The organism is Brevundimonas sp. PWP3-1b1, from assembly GCF_049896065.1.
Lineage (GTDB): Bacteria > Pseudomonadota > Alphaproteobacteria > Caulobacterales > Caulobacteraceae > Brevundimonas > Brevundimonas intermedia_B.
Genome location: NZ_JAFCTO010000001.1, coordinates 1,910,327 through 1,934,189, shown reverse-complemented (window position 1 = coordinate 1,934,189; position 23,863 = coordinate 1,910,327). Strand labels below are relative to the sequence as shown.

17 protein-coding genes and 1 pseudogene are annotated in these 23,863 nt (G+C 66.3%); 14 read left to right on the top strand and 4 right to left on the bottom strand.

What is annotated here, in order from left to right; all coding sequences use genetic code 11:
• Position 1: 1 nt before the first annotated feature.
• Positions 2 to 1,204 (bottom strand): annotated as a pseudogene (gene glf, locus ACP69V_RS09525) (UDP-galactopyranose mutase).
• 103 nt (positions 1,205 to 1,307) lie between these two features.
• Complete coding sequence (locus ACP69V_RS09520; RefSeq protein ID WP_426023616.1) at positions 1,308 to 2,186, bottom strand: LysR family transcriptional regulator; 879 nt, start codon at positions 2,184 to 2,186, stop codon at positions 1,308 to 1,310.
• A 113-nt stretch (positions 2,187 to 2,299) separates the two neighbouring features.
• Between ACP69V_RS09520 and ACP69V_RS09515 the strand changes: the two genes are divergently transcribed.
• The 13 genes from ACP69V_RS09515 (at position 2,300) to ACP69V_RS09455 (ending at position 20,618) form a co-directional block, all read left to right on the top strand.
• Complete coding sequence (locus ACP69V_RS09515) at positions 2,300 to 3,802, top strand: CoA-acylating methylmalonate-semialdehyde dehydrogenase (RefSeq protein WP_159850595.1); 1,503 nt, start codon at positions 2,300 to 2,302, stop codon at positions 3,800 to 3,802.
• 321 nt (positions 3,803 to 4,123) lie between these two features.
• Positions 4,124 to 5,263: an isobutyryl-CoA dehydrogenase gene (locus tag ACP69V_RS09510; protein WP_426023615.1), complete on the top strand. Its 1,140-nt coding sequence runs from the start codon at positions 4,124 to 4,126 to the stop codon at positions 5,261 to 5,263.
• Positions 5,264 to 5,315: 52 nt separating this feature from the next.
• Positions 5,316 to 5,594 carry a type II toxin-antitoxin system Phd/YefM family antitoxin gene (locus tag ACP69V_RS09505; protein ID WP_426023614.1) on the top strand — a complete coding sequence of 93 codons (279 nt, stop codon included), beginning with the start codon at positions 5,316 to 5,318 and terminating at the stop codon, positions 5,592 to 5,594.
• On the top strand, positions 5,575 to 5,988 hold the full coding sequence (locus tag ACP69V_RS09500; protein WP_426023613.1) for a type II toxin-antitoxin system VapC family toxin: 414 nt from the start codon (positions 5,575 to 5,577) through the stop codon (positions 5,986 to 5,988). Before ACP69V_RS09505 ends, ACP69V_RS09500 begins: the two co-directional genes overlap by 20 nt.
• A 3-nt stretch (positions 5,989 to 5,991) precedes the next feature.
• Positions 5,992 to 7,041: an enoyl-CoA hydratase/isomerase family protein gene (locus ACP69V_RS09495; RefSeq protein WP_426023612.1), complete on the top strand. Its 1,050-nt coding sequence runs from the start codon at positions 5,992 to 5,994 to the stop codon at positions 7,039 to 7,041.
• Between the two features lie 28 nt (positions 7,042 to 7,069).
• A complete protein-coding gene (mmsB, locus tag ACP69V_RS09490) occupies positions 7,070 to 7,972 on the top strand; it encodes a 3-hydroxyisobutyrate dehydrogenase (RefSeq protein WP_426023611.1) in 903 nt (300 codons plus the stop codon).
• Between the two features lie 423 nt (positions 7,973 to 8,395).
• A complete protein-coding gene (locus ACP69V_RS09485) occupies positions 8,396 to 9,403 on the top strand; it encodes a LacI family DNA-binding transcriptional regulator (RefSeq protein WP_426023610.1) in 1,008 nt (335 codons plus the stop codon).
• Positions 9,404 to 9,512: 109 nt separating this feature from the next.
• The gene (locus ACP69V_RS09480; protein ID WP_426024049.1) at positions 9,513 to 12,488 is read left to right on the top strand and encodes a TonB-dependent receptor; all 2,976 of its coding nucleotides are present in this window, start codon (positions 9,513 to 9,515) and stop codon (positions 12,486 to 12,488) included.
• Positions 12,489 to 12,567: 79 nt separating this feature from the next.
• Positions 12,568 to 14,046 carry a glucoamylase family protein gene (locus ACP69V_RS09475; RefSeq protein WP_426023609.1) on the top strand — a complete coding sequence of 493 codons (1,479 nt, stop codon included), beginning with the start codon at positions 12,568 to 12,570 and terminating at the stop codon, positions 14,044 to 14,046.
• A 50-nt stretch (positions 14,047 to 14,096) separates the two neighbouring features.
• Positions 14,097 to 15,326, top strand: a complete 1,230-nt coding sequence (locus ACP69V_RS09470; protein WP_426024048.1) for a sugar ABC transporter substrate-binding protein — start codon at positions 14,097 to 14,099, stop codon at positions 15,324 to 15,326.
• Positions 15,323 to 16,255 (top strand): carbohydrate ABC transporter permease, encoded by a 933-nt coding sequence (locus tag ACP69V_RS09465; RefSeq protein ID WP_426023608.1) that lies wholly within the window; start codon positions 15,323 to 15,325, stop codon positions 16,253 to 16,255. The genes ACP69V_RS09470 and ACP69V_RS09465 overlap by 4 nt, the downstream gene beginning before the upstream one ends.
• A gap of 190 nt (positions 16,256 to 16,445) precedes the next feature.
• Positions 16,446 to 17,261 (top strand): carbohydrate ABC transporter permease, encoded by an 816-nt coding sequence (locus tag ACP69V_RS09460; RefSeq protein WP_426023607.1) that lies wholly within the window; start codon positions 16,446 to 16,448, stop codon positions 17,259 to 17,261.
• A gap of 153 nt (positions 17,262 to 17,414) precedes the next feature.
• On the top strand, positions 17,415 to 20,618 hold the full coding sequence (locus ACP69V_RS09455) for a discoidin domain-containing protein (protein WP_426023606.1): 3,204 nt from the start codon (positions 17,415 to 17,417) through the stop codon (positions 20,616 to 20,618).
• 79 nt (positions 20,619 to 20,697) lie between these two features.
• Here ACP69V_RS09455 and ACP69V_RS09450 read toward each other — a convergent pair whose 3' ends face one another.
• The gene (locus tag ACP69V_RS09450) at positions 20,698 to 21,309 is read right to left on the bottom strand and encodes a TIGR02466 family protein (RefSeq protein WP_426023605.1); all 612 of its coding nucleotides are present in this window, start codon (positions 21,307 to 21,309) and stop codon (positions 20,698 to 20,700) included.
• Between the two features lie 213 nt (positions 21,310 to 21,522).
• Here ACP69V_RS09450 and ACP69V_RS09445 point away from each other — a divergent pair, with 213 nt between their 5' ends.
• On the top strand, positions 21,523 to 23,484 hold the full coding sequence (locus ACP69V_RS09445) for an acetyl/propionyl/methylcrotonyl-CoA carboxylase subunit alpha (RefSeq protein WP_426023604.1): 1,962 nt from the start codon (positions 21,523 to 21,525) through the stop codon (positions 23,482 to 23,484).
• Here the strand turns inward: ACP69V_RS09445 and ACP69V_RS09440 are convergent.
• A complete protein-coding gene (locus tag ACP69V_RS09440) occupies positions 23,481 to 23,771 on the bottom strand; it encodes an antibiotic biosynthesis monooxygenase family protein (RefSeq protein ID WP_426023603.1) in 291 nt (96 codons plus the stop codon). The genes ACP69V_RS09445 and ACP69V_RS09440 overlap by 4 nt on opposite strands.
• Positions 23,772 to 23,863: the final 92 nt, after the last annotated feature.

Sequence of the window (23,863 nt, the reverse complement as noted above, 5' to 3'; positions counted from 1 at the left end):
GTCAGCCTTCCGAGCCGGCCTCGGCCACGGACGCCGCCGATGACCGGTTCAGCCGCTGCGACAGCCGGCGGTAGGCGGCCAGGGCCTGACCCACGACCTGGTCCATATTGTAGTAGCGATAGGTGGCCAGCCGTCCGACGAAACTGACGTCCGGCCGGGCCAGGGCCAGGGCCTCGTAGCGTTTGTAGAGCTCGTGGTTTTCGGGGCGGGGCACGGGGTAGTAGGGATCGCCCTCGGCCGAGGGATATTCGTAGGTGAGGCTGGTCTTCGGATGGGTCTGGCCGGTCAGGTGCTTGTATTCGGTGACGCGGGTCTGGGGCGTGGCCTCGTCGGGGTAGTTGATCGTGGCGACGGACTGGGCCTGGGGCTGGTCCAGGGTCATGTGTTCGAACCGTAGCGAGCGATAGGGCAGCCGGCCGTAGCGGTGGTCGAAGAATTCGTCGATCGGGCCGGTGAAGACCAGGTGTTCGACGTCGACCTGATCGGCGACCTCGCGATAATCGACGCCGGTTCGCACCTCGATGTTCGGGTGGTCCAGCATAAGCTCGAACAGCCGCGTTTAGCCGTCCAGCGGCATGGCCTGGAAGGCGTCTGTGAAATAGCGGTCGTCGGTGTTGGTGCGGGTCGGCACGCGCGCCGTGACGGACCGGTCCAGTTCGGACGGGTCGAGGCCCCACTGCTTGCGCGTATAGCCGCGGAAGAAGGTCTCGTAGAGTTTGCGGCCGACGGCGGAGACCACGACGTCCTCGGACGTCCTGATCGGGGAGACCGGCTCGGCGCGCGCCTCAAGCCAGGCCGCCGCTTCCGCCTCCGTGTTCAGCGCCAGGCCGTAGAGCTGGTTCAGGGTCGTGCGGTTGATCGGGATCGGGACCTGCTGGTCGCCGACCTGGGCCAGGACGCGGTGCTCGTAAGGCCGCCAGCGCGTGAAGCGCGACAGATAGGCGAAGACCTCCACCGAGTTGGTATGGAAAATGTGCGGGCCATAGCGATGGATCAGCAGGCCGGAGGCGTCCAGCTCGTCATAGGCGTTGCCGCCGATGTGAGGGCGTCGGTCGACGACCAGGACGCGCTTGCCGCCGTCGGACGCAAGCCGTTCGGCCATGACCGCGCCGGCGAATCCGGCGCCGACGACGAGAACGTCATAGGCGTTGCGGATCAGGCGGGGTCGGGCGGCGGCGGAGGATTTGAGGTCCGGGGCGGCCATGATGCGTCTTTCGGCGAGAAGCGAGACGTAACCGACGCGGGCGCGGCAAGTAAAGTTCGGCCGGAGGACGGGTCGGTATGGCGGGCCAGGTCTTGAGGGGCGCCTATGCAAAGGGTCTGAGGCTGGCCTGACGCGCGGCGCACAGCGACTTCAGCCAGGCGCGCACGGCGCGCAGCCGCGCGGTGTCGTGGACCTCGCGGTGGGTGCTGAGCCAGAAGCGGCGCTCGATCAGGATGGAAGGCAGGACGCGCTCCAGCCCCTCGGCCAGGAAACAGGGCAGGACGCCGACGCCGCCGCCCGAGGCGATGATCTCTCTCTGGGCGCGGATGGAGGAGGAGCCGAGGTGGGGCGTCAGGCCGGGCCGGACCTCGTCCAGGTAGCGCAGCTCGGGCGCATAGATCAGGTCGTCGATATAGCCGACGATGTCGAAGCCGGGCAGGTCGTCGACCGTCTCTGGCGCGCCGCGTCGGGCCAGATAGGCGGGCGAGGCGTAGAGGGCCAGCTGATAGGGCGTCAGCGGCTCGACGATCAGGCGGGCGGCGTCCGGCGCGGCCAGGGTGATCGCCATGTCCACCTCGCGCCGGGTGGGCGACAGGAAGCCCGAGGTCGCCGCCAGTTCGATGCGCAGGCCGGGGCTGGCCAGCCGCAGGTCGGGCAGGGCGGGGGCCATGAGGGTGACGCCGAACCCTTCCGATGCGCTGACCCGGACCACGCCGGCGAGCGTGTCGGGGCGGGTGACCCGGGCGGCGGCCTCCATCGCGCTTTCGGCCTCCAGCCCGATGTCCAGCAACTGGGCGCCCGCCGCCGTCAGTTGCAGGCCGGTGGTCGATCGCACCACCAGGGTGGATTTCAAGGTGCTTTCCAGCCGCGCCACGCGCCGGCCCACGGTGGCGGCGTCGATGCCCAGCCGCTGGGCCGCCCCGCCCAGAGACCCCGCCCGTGCGGCGGCGATGAAGATGCGCACATCGTCCCAGTCGAACATGGCGGTCGCCTTCGTGCATTAATGCAGAAACCTTCCTGCATCTTTGCATTATCCGCTCGCTTTGCGCGGTGCTAGGCCAGAGGCAGACAAAAGAACGATCAGGGAGATACGCCATGCGCGACATCCGCCACTTCATCGACGGCGCGGCCTTCGACGGCGCGTCCGGCCGGTTCGGAGACGTGTTCGATCCCAATACGGGCGAGGTCCAGGCGCGCGTGCAGCTGGCGACGACCGGCGAGGTCGATCGCGCGGTCCAGGCGGCGCAGAACGCCTTCGACGGCTGGGCCAGTACCAATCCCCAGCGTCGCGCACGCGTCATGTTCGACTTCAAGCGGCTGGTCGAGGCGCGGATGGACGAGCTGGCCGAGCTGCTGTCGAGCGAGCACGGCAAGGTCATCGCCGACTCCAAGGGCGACATCCAGCGTGGGCTGGAGGTGATCGAGTTCGCCTGCGGCATCCCCCACGCGCTGAAGGGCGAATACACCCAAGGCGCGGGCCCCGGCATCGACGTCTATTCGATGCGTCAGCCGCTGGGCGTGGTCGCGGGCATCACCCCGTTCAACTTCCCCGGCATGATCCCGATGTGGATGTTCGGCGTCGCCATCGCGGTCGGCAACACCTTCGTGCTGAAGCCGTCGGAGCGGGATCCGTCCCTGCCGGTGCGCTTGGCCGAACTGATGCTGGAGGCCGGGGCGCCGAACGGTGTGCTGAACGTGGTGCACGGCGACAAGACGGCGGTGGACGCCATCCTGACCCATCCGCTGGTGCACGCCGTCAGCTTCGTCGGCTCGTCCGACATCGCCCACTATGTCTATCAGACCGGAGCCGCCAACCATAAGCGGGTCCAGGCCATGGGCGGGGCCAAGAACCACGGCATCGTCCTGCCTGACGCGGACATGGATCAGGTCATCAAGGACCTGGCGGGCGCGGCATACGGTTCGGCCGGCGAGCGCTGCATGGCGCTGCCGGTGGTCGTGCCGGTCGGCAAGAAGACGGCGGATGAGCTGCGCGAGCGGATGGTGGCGGAAATCCCGTCCATGCGGGTCGGCGTCTCGACGGACGCGGGCGCCCACTATGGCCCCGTCGTCACCGCCCAGCACCGTGACCGCATCGCCGGCTGGATCGAGAAGGGCGTGCAGGAAGGCGCCGAACTGGTCGTGGACGGTCGCGACTTCAGCCTGCAAGGGCACGAGAAGGGCTATTTCATCGGCCCGTCGCTGTTCGACCATGTGAAGCCAGAGATGTCGTCCTATCAGGAGGAGATCTTCGGGCCCGTCCTGCAGATCGTGCGCGCCGAGACCTTCGAGGAGGCCCTGGCCCTGCCGTCGAACCACCAGTACGGCAACGGCGTCGCCATCTTCACCCAGAACGGCCGCGCGGCGCGTGATTTCGCCGCCCGGGTCAATGTCGGCATGGTGGGCATCAATGTGCCGATCCCGGTGCCGGTCGCCTATCACACCTTCGGCGGCTGGAAGCGCTCGGCCTTCGGCGACATCAACCAGCACGGCATGGAGGGCGTCCGCTTCTGGACCAAGACCAAGACCGTCACCGCCCGCTGGCCGGATAGCGCGCTGGAGCATTCGGACAGTTCGTTCGTCATTCCCACGATGAGGTAGGGTGTGCGTTGGACCGTCCCGCTGCAGCTCGTAACCTACGCTGGGATGTTAGTGACCCTGATCGGCTTCACCGTGGTCGAGGCGCCTCTAGAAGCGGCCGTATTCGGAGGCGCTTCTTTACTAGCCTTTTGGGGGCTGATTGAGTTGAAATGTCCTCGCTGCGGTTTTCATCTCACGCGACGTGATACTCGTCCTCTCGTTTTTCCGAGCTTGGAGCCACTGCCGACCGAGTGCCCGAACTGCGGGCGGTCTCGTCTCGGTGTCTACCCGTTTCAACATAGATTCAGGCCAGAACAGGTCTGATCTCATGGTGCTGACCCGATGAACTTCGCCCTTACCGACGACCAGCGCGCCATTCAGGACGCGGCCCGCGCCTTCGCCGATGCCGAACTGGCGCCGCACTCGGCCCGCTGGGACGAGGACAAGCATTTCCCCGTCGAGGTGATGAAGCAGGCGGCCGAGATGGGCTTCTGCGGCATCTATACGGCTGAGGAACACGGCGGCATGGCCCTGGGCCGGGTCGAGGCGGCGGTCATCTTCGAAGAGCTGTCGCGCGGCGATGTTGCGACGGCGGCCTTCATCTCGATCCACAATATGGCGACGTGGATGATCGACCGGTTCGGGTCGGACGAGCTGCGCGGGCGGTTCGTGCCGGATCTGGTCTCGATGGACAAGATCGCGAGCTACTGTCTGACCGAGCCGGGCTCCGGGTCGGACGCGGCGGCGCTGCGGACGACAGCTGTGCGCGACGGCGATCACTATGTGCTGAACGGGTCAAAGGCCTTCATCTCGGGCGCGGGGACCAGCGACCTCTATGTCGTCATGGTCCGCACAGGCGGGGAGGGCGCGAAGGGGGTGTCCGCCATCGTCGTCGAGGCCGGGACGCCCGGTCTGTCGTTTGGGGCGCAGGAGAAGAAGATGGGCTGGAACGCCCAGCCGACCGCCATCGTCCAGTTCGACGACTGCCGCGTGCCTGTCGCCAACCTGCTGGGGGAAGAAGGCGCGGGTTTCCGCTACGCCATGGCCGGGCTGGACGGCGGGCGGCTGAATATCGCCGCCTGTTCGCTGGGCGGGGCACGGCTGGCGCTGGAGACGGCCCAGGATTACGTGGCCACGCGCAAACAGTTCGGCCGTCCGATCGGCGAGTTTCAGGCGCTGCAGTTCCGTTTGGCGGACATGGCCACCGACTTGGAGGCGGCGCGGCTGATGGTGCTGCGCGGCGCCTGGGCCATCGACAACGATCATCCTGAGAAGACGAAGTGGTGCGCCATGGCCAAGCGGCTGGCCACCGACGCCTGTTTCCAGATCGCCGACGAGGCGCTGCAACTGCACGGCGGCTATGGCTATCTGAAGGACTATCCGCTGGAACGGATCGTGCGCGACCTGCGGGTGCATCGCATCTTGGAGGGGACGAACGAGATCATGCGGGTGATCATCGCGCGGGAGATGGCGCGGCAATGATGACCTTGCACACGCCATATGCTATTCTGACCATAATGGTCAGGAGCCTGTGATGCGTGAAGTCGGCGTACTCGAAGCCAAGACATCCTTCACTCACCTCATCGCCGAGGTCGAGCGAACGGGTGAGGCTGTCACGGTCACGCGGCGCGGCAAGGCGGCGGTCAGGATCGTCCCGGTGCAAAGCGCGTCCGTCTTGAACGCGGATCAGCGCGCGGCCGCCATTCGCGCGCTGCTGGCGCGGCGTGACGCGCGTCCTGTGGTCGAGGGTTTCGACGATCTCGACTGGTCTCAACTGAAGCGGATCGGACGGAATGAAGATCGTCACGGTTGACGCCTCCGCAGCGGCGAGCTGGATATTTCCAACCCAGGCGACCCGCGCGGGTGACGCTTTTCTGGTTGCGACTGAGGCGCGTAAGTTGATCGCGCCCGCCATTCTGCCCTGGGAATTGGGCAATCAGATTCTCAATCGATCCCGCAAGGGCGGGTTGTCGTCTGCGGCCATGCTCGACGACCTGAAAGCCCTGGACGTGGAAATCGACACGCCGCTCGCCCCTGAGAGCGTGCTGGCGTCGGTGGAGACGGCCCTGTCGCGGCGGCTGAGTTTATTCGACAATGCCTATCTCCAACTTTGCCTTGACCGGTCGGCGGCGCTGGCCAGTCGTGACGCGGAACTGCTTCAGGCCGCCTTGGTCCTCGGCGTCGAAATCATAGATTTGCGGGATTGAGCCATGACTGAGATCGAAATCATCACCCGCATCGAAGGCGGCGCCGGCCGCATCACCCTGAACCGGCCCAAGGCGATCCATGCGCTGAACCGGTCGATGTGCGACGCGATGATTGCGGCGCTTTTGGAGTGGCGTTCGAATCCCTCCGTCTCCTCCGTACTCATCGACCACGCAGGCGAGCGCGGCTTCTGTGCGGGCGGCGACATTCGCATGATCGCGGACAGCGGGGCGGGCGACGGCGTGGACGCCAGGGCTTTCTTCCTGGCCGAATACTGGCTGAACGCCCTGATGTTCGGCTATCCCAAGCCGATCACCGCCATCGTCGATGGCATCGTCATGGGCGGCGGGGTCGGGATTTCGGAACCGGCGGATGTCCGCATCGCCACCGAACGCACCACCTACGCCATGCCCGAGACGGGCATCGGCCTGTATCCCGAGGTCGGGGGCGGGTGGTTCCTGCCGCGTCTGCCGGGCCAGACGGGCGTCTGGATCGGCCTGACGGGCGCGCGGCTGAAGGCGGCGGATACGGTGGCCCTGGGCATTCACACGCACTTCGTGCCGAGCGAGAGCGTCGAGGCGTTGAAGGCCGATCTGCTGGCCGAGGCCGCCGATCCGGCTGCGGTCGCCGCCCGTCACGCCAAGGACGCCGGACCTGCGCCTCTGGCCGCGCATCGCGAAGCCATCGACCGGCTGTTCGCCTTCGACACGGTCGAGGACATCTTCGCGGCGCTGGAGGCGGACGGGTCGGATTGGGCACTGGCGCAACTGGCGACACTGAAGACCAAGTCGCCGACCTCGCTGAAGGTGACGCTGCGCCATATCCGCGAGGGGGCCAAGGCGGCGTCGTTCAGCGACAACATGGCCGTCGAATACGCCGTCAGCGGTCGGATCGGCGCGACCCACGACTTCCAGGAAGGCGTGCGGGCCGTGATCGTGGACAAGGACAACGCCCCCAAATGGTCCCCGGCGGACCTGTCGGGCGTTATGGAATCGACGCTGGATGCGCTGTTCGCGCCCCTGCCGGACAATGAAAAATGGACGCCGCTGGCCTAACCGCGACGCCGACATAGGGAGAGAGACCATGACCAAGATCGCCTTCATCGGCCTGGGCAATATGGGCGGAGGCATGGCGGCCAACCAGGCCAAGGCCGGCCATGCGGTGGCTGCCTTCGACCTTTCGGCGCAGGCGCTGGAGCGGGCCAGCGCGGCCGGCTGCGGCGCGGCGGCTTCGGTCGCCGAGGCCGTCAAGGACGCCGAGGTCGTCATCACCATGCTGCCCGCCGGGCCGCATGTGCTGAAGGTCTATTCCGAACAGATCATCGGCGCGGCGCCGTCGTCGGCCCTGTTGCTGGACTGTTCGACCATCGACGTGGAGACGGCGCGCAAGGTCGCCAGTCTTGCGAAGACGGCGGGCTACGCCTTCGCCGACGCCCCGGTGTCGGGCGGAACGGCGGCGGCGGATGCGGGCACCCTGGCCTTCATGGTCGGTTGCGACGAGGGTGACTTCGACCGGGTCGAAGCCGCGCTGGAGCCCATGAGCCGGATCACCATCCGCGCCGGCGATCATGGGGCGGGGCAGGCGGCCAAGATCTGCAACAACATGCTGCTGGGCATTTCCATGCTGGGCACCTGCGAGGCCATCGCCTTGGCCGAGAAGCTGGGCCTGGATCCCGAGCGCTTCTTCGAGATCGCGTCCAAGTCGTCGGGCCAGTGCTGGAGCGTCACCAGCTATTACCCCTGGCCCGGCCCGGTGCCGGCCGCGCCGTCGAACCGCGACTATCAGGGCGGTTTCGCCACGGCCATGATGCTGAAGGATCTCAAACTGGCCCAGGATGCGGCGGCCAAGTCGGGCGCCTCTACGCCGTTGGGCGCCCAGGCCGAGGCCATGTACGCCCTGTTCGACGGCATCGGTCATGGCGGTCGCGACTTCTCGGCCATGCTGCAGATGTTGCGCGGCCGGCTGTCGGATCTGAATCCCGCCTGACAAGGTCGATCGATGATGACGCCCGCACCAGTCGATGGTGCGGGCGTCTTCGTGACCGGTCGGTTGATTCGACCAGAGCATCCGCCGCTGCGACCAAGCCGCGCGGCGCAGCGAGGCCGTGGGACGGAGGGGGGGCGGCCGCCGCCTGGAAAAAATCAAGCGCCCATAACGGCTTGTCGGAAGGGCCGTCTTTCCTAGGCGTTTTCGATGACCAAGCTTCGCTGAAAAATAGCCCGAAATGCGGCCGAACATGGCTTGCGGCTTCCATTGGTCCTGTGTCATGTAACCGCTTACATCATCTATCGACGGATCTTCGAGAAGGGGCCGGGACGGTAGGGAGCAGGGAGAATCCGATTGGACATGGCTGCGCCCAGCGTTGCGTCTGCACGGCAGGAAGGACCGCCTTTCGCCAAGGCCGCCACCATGCGCGACGTAGCCGAGCGCGCCCAGGTGTCGGTGGCTTCCGTCTCGCGCGTGCTGAACGGACTGGGCGTGACGTCGGACGCGACGCGCCAGCGCGTTCTCGATGCCGTCGAGGACCTTCGCTATGTGCCGCACTTCGGCGCCCGCAGCCTGTCGACCAGCAAGAACGACACCATCGGCGTCATCCTGCCGGACCTGTTCGGCGAGTTCTTCTCCGAATTGATCCGGGGCATGGACCTCGCTGCGCGCGCCCACGGCAAACACCTGATCGTCTCCAGCTCGCATGACGGGGCCGAGGACACCCTTGCAGCGATCCGGTCGATGCGGGGGCGGGTGGACGGCATGATCGTGCTGTCGCCTCATTTGGGCGCCACGAACCTGGCCTCCGAGTTCGCCGGGCGCATGCCCGTGCTGCTGATGAACGGCGGCACGGCCGAGGCGGGACGCGCCGCCATCATGATCGACAACCATGGCGGCGCCGTCGGCGCCGTCGAACACCTGATCGCCACGGGACGTCGTCGGATCGCCCACATCCGCGGCGCCGCGGGCAATATCGAGGCCGACACGCGCGCGGACGGCTATGCGGCGGCGCTGGACGGCCATGCTCCCATCATCGTCGAGGGCGACTTCTCCCAGGCCTCGGGTCACCGCGCCGCGACCCAGTTGCTGGCCATGCCTGAGCGGCCCGACGCCGTTTTCGCCGCCAACGACATGATGGCCGTCGGCGCCCTGCTGGCCTTCCAGGAAGCCGGCGTGCGCTGCCCCGAGGACATCGCCGTCATCGGGTTCGACGACGTGCCCATCGCCGCCCTGATGCGGCCAGCGCTGACCACCATGCGCGTCAATATCGCGGAAATCGGCCGGAGAGGCGTCGAACGCCTGATCGGTCTCGTCCAGGCCGGCCAGCACGCCGACGCCCAGGACACCGCTTGCGAAATCGTTCGGCCGATCTTGGTCGAACGCCAATCCACCGCGGCGGCATCGTCCGCCAGGTTCAACAAAGGGTAGGCCGGCCATGTCGCTGCAAACCGATCCCATCAGGAGGGGAGAGCTCAGGATGAACCAGTTCAACACGCGTAAGGCCGCCTTGGCCGCCGCATCGGCCATCGCCATCAGCATGGCGTTCGTGGGCGCCGCCCAGGCGCAGAGCGCTACCACGACCCTGAGAGGGTCGATTTATGACGGCCAGACTACTGAGGCCGGTGCGGCCGTGACCGCAACCGAGGTTTCCACCGGCTATGTCGTCCGCGCTGCGGTTGGTGCTGATGGGCGCTATGTGTTCGCCGGTTTGCGACCGGGCACCTATCGCGTTCAGGTCGCCACCGCAGACGGCCAGACGGCGGAAGAAACCGTCACGCTGGGTTTGGGCCAAGTCGGAACATTGGACCTGGATGTCGCTGCCGCGACAACGGCCGCGCCGGGCGCGGAAGGCGTCGCCGAGCTGGGCGACATCGTCGTCACAGGGCGTCGTGTGTTCGAGGTTCGGACGCCTGAAGTCGCCACCAACGTCACGCAACAACAGATCAATAATCTGCCGCAGATCAATCGCAACTTCCTGAACTTCGCCGCCTTGGCTCCTGGATTGCGCGTCACCGAGGGTGAAACTGAGCGTACCATCTCAGCAGGCGGCCAAAGCGCGCAGGCGATCAACATCTTCATCGATGGCCAGAATCAGAAGTCCACCATCATCGATGGCGGCGCGGCTGGTCAGGACGACAGCCGTGGCAACCCGTTCCCGCAGGCGGCGGTGCAGGAATTCCGTGTCATCAGCCAGAACTTCAAGGCGGAGTACGAGCAGGCGGGTTCGGCCATCATCACCGCAGTGACTCGCTCGGGCACCAACGAATTCCACGGCGAAGTCTTCGGCAGCTATCAGAACCAGGACTGGATCGCTCAGGACGTGTTTTCGGAACGTCGCGGCGACGATCAGCCTGAGTTGGAGCGGCTCCAGTACGGCGTGTCGCTGGGTGGCCCGATCATCAAGGACCGGCTGCACTTCTTCGGATCATACGAGCGTAAGGACGAAACCCGTGCGGCCCAGACCTTCCTGAACCGGACAGAGTACGAAAATCTATTCCAGGATGACCTGGGCACCTTCTCGACCCCGTTCGAGGAGGACCTCTACTTCGGCAAGCTGTCCTGGCAGATCGACGACCGGCAGCGGCTGGAGATCAGCGGCCAGTACCGGACCGAGGAAGACATCCGCGACGTCGGCGGTCAAAACGGCCCAGATCGCGCCACGTCGATCCAGGGCGAAACGACTTCTATCAATGTTCGCCACCAGTTCCAGGGCGGCAACTTCCTGAACGAGGCCAGCTTCGACTTCTTCCAGTTCGGCTACACCAACACGGCCGAGAACTTCGATTCTTACGGTCGTGAATATGTGATTTTCCGTGACAATGACCCGGATACGGAAGCCTTCGACTACAATATCAACAATCGTGACTCGACGGTCTTCATCACGGGCGGACGCGGCGACAGCCAGTTCAACCAACAGACCAGCTACACCTTCCGTAACGACCTGACGTTCACCGATCTGAACTGGATGGGCCTGCACACCGTCAAGATGGGCGCCAAATATTCGATGCAGAACTACCGCCTGGATCGCTTCTTCGGCCGAAATCCACAGTTCGTGTTCGACGTGGACGGTCGCCCGGAAATCAACGGCAGTACCGATATTCCGGTGCTGGTGAACCTGGGTTCACCTCTGCCGTCAGTCGACGTAGATAATGATGTCGTCGGCTTGTATATCCAGGACGACTGGCAGATCACCGACAAGCTGGAGATCAATCTCGGCATCCGTTGGGACTACGAAAGCAACGCATTCAACAACGATTACGAGACGCCGCAGGACATCCGCGACATGCTCGCGGCGCTCGAAAATTCGCCTGGGTACGATTTCCCGGACTATTTCAAGCCCGCTGATTATATCTCCGACGGCGACCGCGATCCCTTCATGAAAGCCTTCCAGCCCCGGATCGGCTTCTCGTACGACGTATACGGCGACGAGCGCACGGTGATCTTCGGCGGCGCCGGCCGGTACTATGACCGCCTCGGCTTCAACTTCGCCGTGGACGAGCGCTTCAAACCCAATCAGTTCAATCGCACCATCTACTTCTCTGAAGACGGTGCGCCGGTTCAGACCGGAACCAATTCAGACGGGTCGCCGATCACGGCGCCGACAGTCGCCTGGAATCCGTCCTATCTGACTCCAGCTGGTCTTGATCCGCTGCTGGCCGCGTCGCAGGGCAAGGGCGAGATATTCCTGATCAACAATGAGGCTGAGCCGCCCCGGACGGATCAGTTCAACATCGGCGTTCGTCAGAAGGTCGGCATGTTCCAGACGTCGCTGACCTTTGCCCTGGGCCATACGGAAAACGAGTCCGGATGGTACAAGGCCAATGTTCTGAACCCGGACGTCAACGCCAACATCGGCCCGACCCCGACGTCGGTCGGTTTCGCCCAGTATAACGACACGGTCTTCTTCCAGAACCAGGACAAGGAGCGTGACTTCAAGGCGATCTATTTCACCGCCGACAAGCCGTATAACGCCGATGATAACTGGGGCCTGAACATCGCCTATACCTATATGGACGCGACCCAGAACGGCAGCCGTGACAACGGCACTGTGGCGTTCGACTTCGACTATCCGACCCCAGCTTATTCGCCGGAGTTCCCGTCGGCGACGGACGAACGCCACCGTCTGGTGGCGTCCGGTACGCTCGGCCTGCCTGCGGACTTCCTGCTGTCGGGTATCGTCACCTTGGGCTCTGGTCTGCCATACAACGTGTTCGATTGCCCGGATGCATCGCCTTATGGCCCGGCGATCTGCTGGAACGGTGGGCGTCCTGAAAAGCGGGCGTTCTTGCCGGGTCTGAACTTCGCCTTCCGGCAAGTCGATCTACGTTTGACCAAGGGCTTCGACGTCTTCGGCGGTCAGCGCGTCGAGTTCATCGTAGATGCGATCAACGTGTTCAACTTCCAGAACTACAATGGGTTCGAGGGGGGCTACAATAACCCCCGTTTCGGTGCCCCGACGTCCCAGTATTTGCCGACCCGCAGCTTCCAGGTGGGTCTGCGTTACTCCTTCTAAAAACCTGAGCCTTGGCCGTCTTCCGCTTGTCGGAAGGCGGCCTTTCTTTTTTGATTTCAGTAAAACAGTGAGCGTGCCCATGAACCGCCGAAACTTTCTGATGCGAACGACGGCTGGAGCGGCCGCGGTGGCGGTCGGGGTTCCGGTGGGGGCGGTGGCGCAGGAAGCAGCAGCGGCTCAGCAGGGTACGGCCGCAGTGAACGGCACGCAGCGGCGCCCGCTGCGGCTGGACCGCGAGATCGGCGAGCTTCAGGAACGCACCTTCCGCTGGTTCGAAAAGGTCACGGATCGGCGCACCGGCCTGACGCCGGATCGTTGGCCCAGTCCGTCCTTCTCCTCCATCGCGGCGGTCGGCTTCGCCCTGACCTGCTGGCCCATCGGCGTCGAGCGGCGCTGGATGAGCCGGGACGAGGCGCGAGAGCGTACTCTGATCACTGTCCGCTACTTCCACAGCCTGCCCCAGGGGCCGGAGCCGACCGGCACGGCGGGGCACAAGGGCTTCTTCTATCATTTCCTCGATATGGAGACCGGTAATCGCTACCGGACCAACGAACTGTCGACCGTCGATACGGCCCTGCTGATCGCGGGCATGCTGTTCGCCGCCCGGTATTTCGATGGCGACCACCCGGACGAGGTCGAGATCCGCAGCCGAGTCCAGGCCCTGTACGAGCGGGTCGAGTGGGACTGGGCCGTCGTGCGCGACAACCGGATCACTATGGGCTGGCATCCCGAGAGCGGCTTCATCCCGTCCGACTGGCACGTCTACAACGAGGGCATGCTGGTTCTGTTGCTGGCCATCGGCAGCCCGACCCATCCGGTCTCGGTCAATGTCTGGCACGAATGGGCCGCCAGCTATGATGAGAGCTGGACCGATCAGTGGGGCAGCTGGCACCTGAATTTCGCGCCGATCTTCGGCCACCAGTACAGCCACATGTATATCGACTTCCGCGGCATTCAGGATGCCTGGATGCGGGGGCAGACGGCACAACTGGGCGAACATCTGGACTATTTCGAAAACAGCCGCCGCGCGGTCTACGCTCAGCAGAAATACGGTCACGACAATCCGGGGCAGTGGGCGGGCTATTCGTCCGAGACCTGGGGGCTGACGGCTTGCGACGGGCCGGGCGATTTCAAACAGACGATCAACGACGTCGAGCGCGAGTTCTTCAGCTATTCGGCGCGCGGCCCGGGCGACCGCGACGACGGGACCATCGCCCCCACGGCGGCGGCCAGCTCCATCGCCTTCGCGCCCGAGATCGTCGTGCCCTGCATCAAGGCGATGAAGAGCCGGTTCGGGGCGGGGATCTATACCGAGTGGGGCTTCCTCGACAGCTTCAATCCGACCCTGACCCAGCGCGACGGGCCCTTGCAGCACGGCAAGATCGTGGACGGGGTCGGCTGGGTCGCCGACGACTATCTGGGCATCGATCAAGGGCCCATTGTCGGCATGACCGAGAACCATCGCTCTGACTTCATCTGGCGCTACATGCGCGGCGAGCCGCACATCCGTAAGGCCCTGGAGACAGCGGGCTTCACCGGCGGCTGGCTGAACGCATGACGCAGACCGCCCACAGGCCCGGTCCACACAGGAGGAGCGCCTTGGCCCTGATGGCGGGAGGGGCGGCTGCGGCCTGCACCCCACGTCGGTCAGGCGAGACCGTGCTGCGCTTCTGGGCCATGGGCAATGAGGGCGGGACCGTGGGCCAGTTGATGCCCGAGTTCGAGCGGCGCAATCCCGGCGTCCGGGTTTCGGTCCAGCCCCTGCCGTGGACGGCAGCGCACGAGAAGCTGCTGACCGCCTATGCCGGCGCCTCGCTGCCGGACGTCAGCCAGATCGGCAACACCTGGGTTGCGGAGCTGAGCGCCATCGGCGCCCTGTCGCCGACCCCGCCGGCGGCCGCCGACCTGTTGACCGACCAGTTTCCGGCGGTGCTGGAGACCAACCAGATCGCCGGTCGGGCCATGACCACGCCCTGGTATGTGGACACCCGGCTGCTATTCTATCGCAAGGATCTGCTGGCCCGCGCGGGCTTCGACGCGCCGCCGCAGGACTGGGCCGAATGGAAGCGGGCCATGCACGGGGTCAAGCGCGTGGCGGGAGGCGATAACTTCGCCATCCTGCTGCCGCTGAACGAGTTCGAACAACTGCTGACCTTCGGCCTACAGATCGACGAGCCGCTGCTGCGCGACCGTGACACGCGCGGCGCCTTCTCCAGCCCTGGCTTCGTCGCGGCCCTGGCCTTTTATCGCAGCCTGTTCGTCGAGGGCCTAGCGCCTCTGGCCTCGGCGGCGCAGATTTCCAACGTCTGGACCGAGTTCGCGCGCGGCTATTTCAGCTTCTACTTCTCCGGCCCGTGGAGCGTCGGTGATTTCCGTTCGCGCCTGCCGGCGTCGTTCCAGCCGAATTGGGCCACGGCCGGGGTGCCGGGGCCGAACGGTCTGGGCGCCTCTGCGCCGGGTGGGTCGAGCCTGGCGGTCTTCCAGTCTTCGCCGCATCAGGAGGCGGCCTGGGCCCTGGTCCGCTATCTGTCCGAACCGGCCGTCCAGGCCCGGTTCAACACCATCGTCGGCGACCTGCCGGCGCGCCAGAGCGCCTGGGACATCGCCCAGGTCGAGCGCGACCCGATGTTGGCGCCCTTCCGGGGCCAGCTGGAGCGGGCCAAGGCCGTGCCCAAGGTCCCGGAGTGGGAACGGATCGTCACGGAGATGCAGATCGTCGCCGAACGGATGGTGCGCGGCGAATATACGCCCGAGACCGCCGCCGCCGAGATCGACCGCCGGGCCGACCGGTTGCTGGAGAAGCGCCGCTGGATGATGGAACAGGGCAGGGCCGTATGACCGTCGCCGATCCGACCTTGGCCCGCGTGAAGCCGTCGCGTGGACGCGCGGCGAGAGAGCGCGCGGCCTGGGCCTTCGTCGCCCCGGCGATGATTGCCATCGGCCTATTCTTCGCCCTTCCCGTGATCGCGGCCCTGTTGCTCAGCCTGACCGACTTCGACATCTACGCCTTGGCGGATCTCGACAATCTGCGCTTCGTCGGCTTGCAGAACTACGAGCGGCTGATGAACAATCCGCTGTTCTGGGGGGCGATGAAGAACACCCTGACTTTCGCCATCCTGGGCGTGCCCCTGTCCATCGCGGCCTCTCTGGCGGCGGCGGTGATCCTGAACGCGCGGGTGGTGAAGTGGCGGCCGATCTGGCGGGTCATGTTCTTCGCCCCCTATGTCACCACCCTGGTCGCGACGGCCGTGGTGTGGCGCTATCTGCTGCACACCCGTTACGGCGTCATCAACTGGGGGCTTGAGAGCGTCGGCCTGCCCGCCGTCGACTGGCTGGGCCAGCCCTCGACCTCGATCCCGGCCATCCTAATGTTCGTGGTCTGGAAGATCTTCGGCTACAATATGCTGATCTTCCTGGCAGTGCTTCAGACCGTGCCGGACGACCTGTACGAGGCCGCCCGCATCGACGGCGCCGGGCCGTGGAAACAGTTCCGCCATGTCACCCTGCCGGCTATCGCGCCGACGATGCTGCTGGTCTCGATCATCTCGGTCGCCAGCTTCTTCCAGCTGTTCGCCGAACCCTATGTGATGACGCAAGGGGGGCCGGCCCAGAGCACGGTGACGGTGCTCTACTTCATGTACGAAGAAGGCTTCAAATGGTGGAACCTGGGTTCGGCCAGCGCGGTCGCCTTCGTTCTGTTCCTGTGCATCCTGGCGATTACTTTGGTCCAGTTGGCCGTGGCCAAGCGGGTGGGGGCGTACCAGTGATGGCGTTTTCCTGTCGCCAGTCTCGCAACCCAAAAGCTCGTCATCCTCGCCCTTGTGGCGAGGATCCATATGCCCGGTGTTTCCGCAGAGTGCGCACCCGTCGAACACCGGGAGTCTGGATCCTAGGGACAAGCCCTAGGATGACGGCAAGGGGGGCGGCGATCGGGACGGCAACAGGGGAGTACTGCCTGTGAAAATCCGATCCATCCTGCTCAACCTCGCCGTCGCCCTGATCGCGCTCATCGTCCTGTTCCCCCTGGTCTGGATGGCGTCGGTCAGCTTCATGCCGACCGGCGAAGCCGCGACCTTCCCGCCGCCCCTGGTCCCGTCGCGCTGGACGCTGGAGCACTATCAGGACCTGTTCCTGAACCAGGGCATGGGCCGGTATCTGTGGAACAGCTTCGCCCTAGCGACCCTGGCGACGATCCTGGCGCTCAGCTTCACCGTCCCGGCCGGCTACGCCTTCGCCAAGCTGAAGTTCGCCGGGCGCGAGCGGCTGTTCCAGTTGCTTGTCGCCGCCCTGGTGGTGCCGGCCCAGATCGGCACCCTGCCGCTGTTTCTGATGCTGAAGGGGATGGGGCTGGTGAACACCTATGCCGGGGCGCTGGTGCCCTGGCTGGCCTCGATCTTCGGCCTGTTCCTGGTGCGCCAGTATGCGCTGAGCATTCCCGACGAGATGCTTGAGGCCGCCCGGATCGACGGCGCCAGCGAAGGCCAGATCTTCCGCCGCGTGGTCCTGCCGACGCTGCAGCCGATCATCGTCACCCTGGGTCTGTTCGTCTTCCTGGGCAGCTGGAACGACTTCCTGTGGCCGCTGATCGTCCTGACGGATCAGTCGAACTACACCCTGCCGGTCGCCCTGGCGGCCCTGTCGCGAGAGCATGTGCAGGACATCGAGCTGATGATGGCCGGCGCCGTCGTCACGGTCGCGCCCGTGCTGATCCTCTTCCTCGCCCTGCAACGCTACTACATCCGCGGCATGCTCGCGGGTAGCGTGAAGGGGTGATCCTTGTAGCCCTCTACTGCCGTCATCCTAGGCCTTGTGCCTAGGATCCATAGACTCCCGTCGAGGACGGGACGCACGCCTTCGACACCGGGCGTATGGATCTTCGGGACAAGCCCGAGGATGACGGCAGCAGGGGAAACTGGAGTAATCCGAATGCGTATCCTGACCTCTGCCCTCGCGCTCAGCGCCGCCCTGATAGCCGCCCCCGTCGTCGCGCAGGAGGCGCGCGTCCTCGACAGTATGGACGATGCATCGCGGTGGGAGGCCAGCGCCTCGACCGACGTTCATGCCGCCGTCTCCGCCGTCGCCGGGCATGACGGACGGGCGGTCCGGCTCGACTACGATTTCGACGGCAAGGCCGGTTATGCGGTGCTCAGCCGGCCGCTGCCGTTCGACCTGCCCGACAATTACGAGATCAGCTTCTGGGTGCGCGGCGCGGGGCCGACCAACACCTTCGAGGTCAAGCTGACCGACGCCTCGGCCGAGAACGTCTGGTGGAAACAGACCGCACGCTATGATTTCCCCGACGGCTGGACGAAGTTCGTGATCAAGCGCCGCCAGGTGTCCAAGGCCTGGGGCCCCAGCCCGGAGACGGTGCTGCGCCGCGCCGAGCGGGTCGAGTTCGTCGTCGTCGCAGCTGAGGGCGGCAAGGGCGCCGTCGAGATCGACCAACTGAGCCTTCGCGCCCTGCCGGTCGATCCCGCCGTGCCGCCGCAGCCGGTCGCCGCCGACGGCCGACCGCAGACGACCGCCGTCAACGCCGTCGATCTGGACCCGAAGACGGCCTGGACCCCGCCGGTGGGCGAACCGTCGGCCCTGACCCTGGACCTGGGCTACGAGCGCGAGTTCGGCGGCCTGACCCTGCGCTGGGGCGAGCGGGGCGCGGCGGCGGACTATCGGATTTCGGCCTCGACCGACGGGCGCGACTGGCGGGACCTGGCGACAGTTCAGGGCGGGAACGGCGGCGTCGACTGGCTGCGTACGCCGGAGGCCACGGCGCGGTGGCTGCGGCTGGAGCCGCTGAAGCCGGTCCCCGCATCGGACGTGGTCGGATCCTCCGGCGCCGGCCAGCGGCTGGGCGCGGGGCAGGCGACGACCTATGCGCTGAACGAGATCGAGGTCGAACCCCTGGCCTTCGGCGAGGACGCCACGGCCTTCGTGGAGGCGGTAGCCAGGGAGAACCGGCGCGGCCTCTATCCGCGCGGCTTCTTCGGGGAACAGCCCTACTGGACCCTGGTCGGCGTGGACGGCGGTGGCGAGAGCGGCCTGATCGGCGAGGACGGCGCCATCGAACTGCGCCGGGCGGGGCCAAGCATCGAACCCTTTGTGGTCGACAACGGGCGGCTGATCACCTGGGCCGACGTCAATATCGAACAGGGGCTGAGGGACGACGACCTGCCCATACCGTCCGTGACCTGGACCGCCGACGACTGGACGCTGAAGATCACCAGCTTCGCCGACGGCGCGCCGGACCAGGCGCGTCTGTGGGGCCGCTATGACCTGACCAACACCTCCAACCGGCCGCGTCGCCTGACCCTGGCCCTGACGGCGCGGCCGTTCCAGGTCAACGGGCCCGTGCAGTTCCTGGCCATTCCGGGCGGCGTGGCGCCGGTGGAGCGGATCGCCTGGGACGGCGGCGCCCTGACGCTGAACGACGACGTCCGGGTCCAGCCCCTGACCGCGCCGGACGCTGTGGCGGCTTCGAGCTTCGACACAGGGACTGATCCTCAATCATTGATTTTGCCGACGGCGCGACGGCCCGCGGGCGAGCCGGTCGCCGTCTCCGACGCCACGGACCTGCCGGCCGGCGCGTTACTGTATGAGGTGACGCTTCAGCCTGGTGAAACGCGCACCTTCGGCTTCCTGTCGCCCCTGGCGGGCGATCCGCCGCAGTCCGGGCAGGGCCTCGCCGCCCTGGATCAGGCCGAGCAGGCGCTGGCGGCGGAGTGGCGCGACAAGCTGGACCGGGTGGACCTGACCCTGCCGCCCGCCGCCCAACGGATCGAGGACGCGCTGAAGTCGTCGCTGGCCCATATGCTGATGTCGCGTCAGGGGCCGATCCTCCAGCCCGGCACCCGCAGCTACAACCGCTCTTGGATCCGCGACGGCGCCATGATGGCCGAGGGGTTGAACCGCCTGGGCATGGCCGAGCATTCGGCCGACTATCTGCGCTGGTATGCCCCTTACGTCTTTGAAAACGGCAAGGTTCCCTGCTGCGTCGACGCGCGGGGCGCCGATCCGGTGCCCGAGAACGACAGCCACGGCGAGTTCGTCTTCCTGGCCGCCGAGACCTATCGCTACACCGGCGACGAGGCCCTGCTGCGCCAGGTCTGGCCTCAGGTTCAGAAGGCCATCGCCTATATGGACGAGTTGCGCGCCTCGACCCGGACGGCGGCGTTCGAGGCTCCGGATCAGCGCCATCTCTACGGCCTGCTGCCGCCGACGATCAGCCACGAGGGCTATTCGGACAAGGCGGCCTATTCCTACTGGGACGATTTCTGGGGCCTGCTGGGCTATAAGGACGCCGTCTTCATCGCAGGGACTTTAGGCGACGCCGAGGCCGCCACTCGCTATGCGCAGGCGCGGGACCAGTTCGCCGCCGACATCCGTGCCTCAATCGTCGCGACGGCTCAGCATCACGACATCGACTGGATCGCCGGCGCCGCGGACAGGGGCGATTTCGACGCCACCTCGACCACGATCGCCCTGTCGCCAGCGGGCGAGCAGGATAATCTTCCGCCGGAACTTATGGCGCGAACCTTCGACCGGTATTGGGAAAATTTCCAGAAGCGGCTGACCAATCGGACGGCGTGGAAGGACTACACCCCCTACGAATGGCGGCTGGTCGGCGCCTATGTGCGGCTGGGCCAGAAGGACCGAGCCCTGGCGGTGCTGGACTTCCTGATGGCCGACCGCCGGCCCGAAGCCTGGAACGGCTGGGCCGAGGTGGTGGGGCGCGAAAAGCGCGAGCCGCGCTTCATCGGCGACATGCCGCACGCCTGGATCAGTTCCGACTACATCCGCTCGGCCTTGGACCTGTTCGCCTATGAGCGGGACCGCGACCACGCCCTGGTGCTGGCGGCGGGCGTGCCGGAGGCCTGGCTGGATACGAAGGAGGGCGTAGGGGTGCGGGATCTGCGCACGGCCTATGGCCCGCTGACCTATGGCTATCGCAAGGAACGACAGGGGTATGTGCTGACCCTGGGCGACGGCGCGACGCCGCCGGGCGGATTCGTCCTGCAATGGCCGGCGGGGCAGGGGCGGCCGGAGCGGGTGCGGATCGACGGCCGCGCGGCGACGTGGGCGGGCGACGAACTGGTCATTCCGGCAGGGTCGCGGCGGGTCACCTTGAACTGACCCACGTCTTGTCTTGGGAAGCGTCGCGCGAAGTTTCGGTCGGCGCTCGGCGATGGCCGTTCGGGCGCCGCTGGCCGGTTCAGGCGTAGTTGAAGCTGATCGAAATCCGGTCGGCCTTGGCCAGGTTGGTCGGGACCTCGTGCCGCAGCCAGCTTTCCCACATCAGCACCGTGCCCGCCTGGGGCTTCATATAGACGAAGGGGCGTTCGGCCTCCGATGCCTCTTCGGTCACCGAGGGGCGAGCCATCATGAAGGGCAGGCGGGGGTCTTCCAGCTTCAGCGACGAGGCGCCGTCGGGGATGTCTATATAGACGGTGCCGGACAGGAAGGCGTGGGGGTGGATATGGCCGGTATGGCCGCCGCCGGGCTTGAGGATATTGACCCACAGATTGTCCAGGCGCGGCTTCCTCGCCAGATCGAAGTTCAGCGCCTTGGCGTAGGCGACGGCGTGACGATCCAGGTGGCGTTTCAGTTCCGCGAACTCGGGGAACCGCTGGGGCAGGTCGTTCAGCGAGCCGTAGGAGGTGTAGCCGCGATAGGCGTTGGCCTTGCACCAATGGCGGCCCGCGGCGTCTTCCTCGGCCATCATGCGGATGACGTCGATCAGTTGTTCGTTGAACTCGGGCCAGCCCCGGCCGTCGGCGAGGCTGGCTTCATAGACCTGGGTGACGAAGAGAGGGCGCAGGGACATGGGATTGGCTTAACGCCTGCGGAGGCGGCTGAATACTGTCCCTCCCCATTTTGGGGAGGGGCGATCCCGGAGCGATCGGGGTGGGGCCCGAAGGGGCGTGAGCGAAATGGTTATGACGGCCCCACCCGGGCTACGCTGCGCTTCGCCGTGCCTCCCCATGAAGGGGAGGGAGAAGCTCTCGCCTGCCTCGCACGATCCGGCTAAGAACGCTTCATGTTCAAGTCCGTCCTTGTCGCCAATCGCGGCGAAATCGCCTGCCGTGTCTTCCGTACCGCCAAGCGGATGGGATTACGCACCATCGCCGTCTATTCCGAGGCCGACGCCGACGCCCTGCATGTGCGAGAGGCCGACGAGGCGGTGCTGATCGGCCCGGCGGCGGCGCGCGAGAGTTATCTGGACGGCGCCAAGGTGCTGGCGGCGGCCAAGGCGACGGGGGCGGAGGCGATCCACCCCGGCTATGGCTTCCTGAGTGAGAACGCCGACTTCGCCGAGGCCGTGGCGGCGGCGGGACTGATCTGGATCGGGCCGGATCCGTCCTCGATTCGCGCCATGGGTCTGAAGGATGCGGCCAAGCAGCTGATGATCCAGGCCGGGGTGCCGGTGACGCCCGGCTATCAGGGCGCGGATCAGTCGGAAGAGACGCTGACCGCCGAGGCGGCGCGGATCGGTTATCCGGTGCTGATCAAGGCGGTCGCGGGCGGCGGCGGCAAGGGGATGAAGCGGGTCGATGATCCGGCCGACTTCGCCGCCGGCCTGGCCAGCGCCAAGCGCGAGGGGGCGGCGGCCTTCGGCGACGACCGGGTGCTGATCGAACGCTACATCACCCGTCCGCGTCACATTGAGGTGCAGGTGTTCGGGGACAGGCACGGCGATGTCGTCCACCTGTATGAGCGCGACTGTTCGCTGCAACGCCGCCACCAGAAGGTGATCGAGGAGGCGCCGGCGCCGGGCATGAGCGAGGCTGTGCGCGCCGCCGTGACGGGCGCGGCGATCAAGGCGGCCAAGGCGGTGAACTATGTCGGCGCCGGGACTATCGAATTCATCGCCGACGCCTCGGACGGGCTGAAGGCGGACGGGATCTGGTTCATGGAGATGAACACCCGGCTTCAGGTCGAGCACCCGGTGACCGAGAGCGTGACCGGCGTCGATCTGGTCGAATGGCAGTTCCGGGTCGCGGCGGGCGAGCCGCTGCCGTTGAAACAGGATCAGATCCAGCTGAAAGGCTGGGCCATGGAGGCGCGCCTCTATGCCGAGGATCCGGCGAACGGCTTCCTGCCCAGCATCGGCCGGCTGGAGCATTTCGTCATGCCGGACGGCATCCGCGTCGACACCGGCGTGGAGCAGGGCGGCGAGGTCAGCCAGTTCTACGACCCGATGATCGCGAAGCTGATCGTGCATGAGGACACTCGCGAGGAAGCTGCGGCACGGCTGGCCGAGGCGGCCGGCGAGGTCGAGGTCTGGCCGGTCAAGGCCAACGCCGGCTTCCTGAAACGCTGTCTGGACCATCCACGCTTCGTGACGGGCGACGTGGACACGGGCTTCATCGCGGCTGAGGAGGGGGCGTTGCAGCCCCAGCCGTCCGACGAAGCGACGCTGGCGGCCTTGACCCTGATCGCGGAAGCGGCGGCGGATGCGGTCGAGGTGCGTTCGGATCGGTTCAGCCCCTGGGGCGGGCAACCGGGCTTGTCCTATGGCGCGCGCCTTAATGCGTCGTCGCAGACGACGGTCTGGGCCCATATCGACGGTGAGGGCGTGTCCGCGGCGGTGACGCCGGTCGAGACGGGCTGGCGCGGTCCGCTGGGCGAATTGGCGCATGTCGGTTTCGATCAGGTTCAGGCCGGAGATCGGCTGTTCGGCTATCAGGCCGTCGATGACGGCTTCGTCCTGTTCGTGGACGGCGAGGCGCGTCGCGTGACGCCCTATCGCGCGGTCGTGGGTTCAGGCGCAGGCGCGGTGTCCGATGGCTCCCTTCGGGCGCCCATGCCGGGCAAGATCGTCGCCACGCCGGTCAAGGTCGGAGACGTCGTGACCAAGGGCCAGCCGGTCGTCGTGCTGGAAGCCATGAAGATGGAGCACGCCCTGACGGCCCCGTTCGACGGGGTGGTCGATAGCGTCGCGACTCTCGGCGATCAGGTGGTCGAGGCGGCCGTGCTGGCGGTGGTCAAGGCCGACTAAAGTCCCACGCCGCCTATGGGGCGGGTGAAGACGGTGTCGCCCCATGTGGCGATCAGGGCCAGGGCCGAGCGCATGACGCCGCTTTCGCGGATGTCGGCGGACCAGGCGTCGTGGGCGGGCTTGCTCATCCAGACCTCGGTGACCCACAGAGCGTCGGCGTCGCTCAGGTCGTGGGCCACGACATAGCTGTGGCAGCCGGGGCGTTTCACATTGGGGTCGAGCAGGCACAGGCCCAGTTCGTCGCGACGACCGGGATGGGCCGTCAGGCGGGTAATCAATCCGTACATACTGGTCCTGTGTCGCGCCTGACGCGGGCAGGCGGCGCGCGATCATCCTTATGCGCCCGTGTAGATTAAGAATCTGGCCAATGCGCCTAAGG